The 598-nt window shown below is 38.5% G+C and carries 1 protein-coding gene; it reads right to left on the reverse strand.

Features of this window, described 5'->3' with window-relative positions; translation table 11 throughout:
- A partial coding sequence (locus DYY66_RS07650) for a hypothetical protein (protein WP_166287748.1) occupies positions 1–598 on the reverse strand: 598 nt, incomplete at both ends.

The raw sequence follows: 598 nt of genomic DNA on the forward strand, positions 1-598 counted from the left end.
CGTGGATTCCTTGACACTTGTGACAAGAAGGTCCAGTATGACATCATCACCAGGGTAGTATGATGCTGACATGGATTCTATTGTAAGCTCCATCAATTTTCGGATATCGCCTACAAGAAATGGTACATTGACAGTTGAATTGAAATATTGAACTTTTAGGTTGTACAATCCTGGCGGATTGTATTTAGCTATCTGAACCATCGGAAAATTATATTCTATGTCTGGTTGTGTTGCTTTAATCTCAATTTCTTTGACAAAGACCGTCTTCCCGTCCCTATCATAAAAATTCAGATAAAAAGTCGGTGCGAATTTTCCTTCAGGCACGTAATAAGATGTTGTAATGTTTATCTTCATTATGTCCGGTTCGTGATATTGTGACTTGTCTGTGAATACAGCCAAGTTAAGGGAATTGACCTTAAAATTAACTGTCTGATTGAAATCTCCGTATGCATAATTAATCGACCATGCACCAAACTCATTATCATACGCATCTCGTAAAATCTGATGTACCGCTGCTCCTGACCTTATTCCAGTATCAAGTGTTCCAGATATTGTTGATTTGTCAGGTCTGTGGGCTGTCCATTTTATTGGACCTCCA

The sequence above is a fragment of the Candidatus Nitrosotalea sp. FS genome, from assembly GCF_011319475.1.
Classification (GTDB): Archaea; Thermoproteota; Nitrososphaeria; order Nitrososphaerales; family Nitrosopumilaceae; genus Nitrosotalea.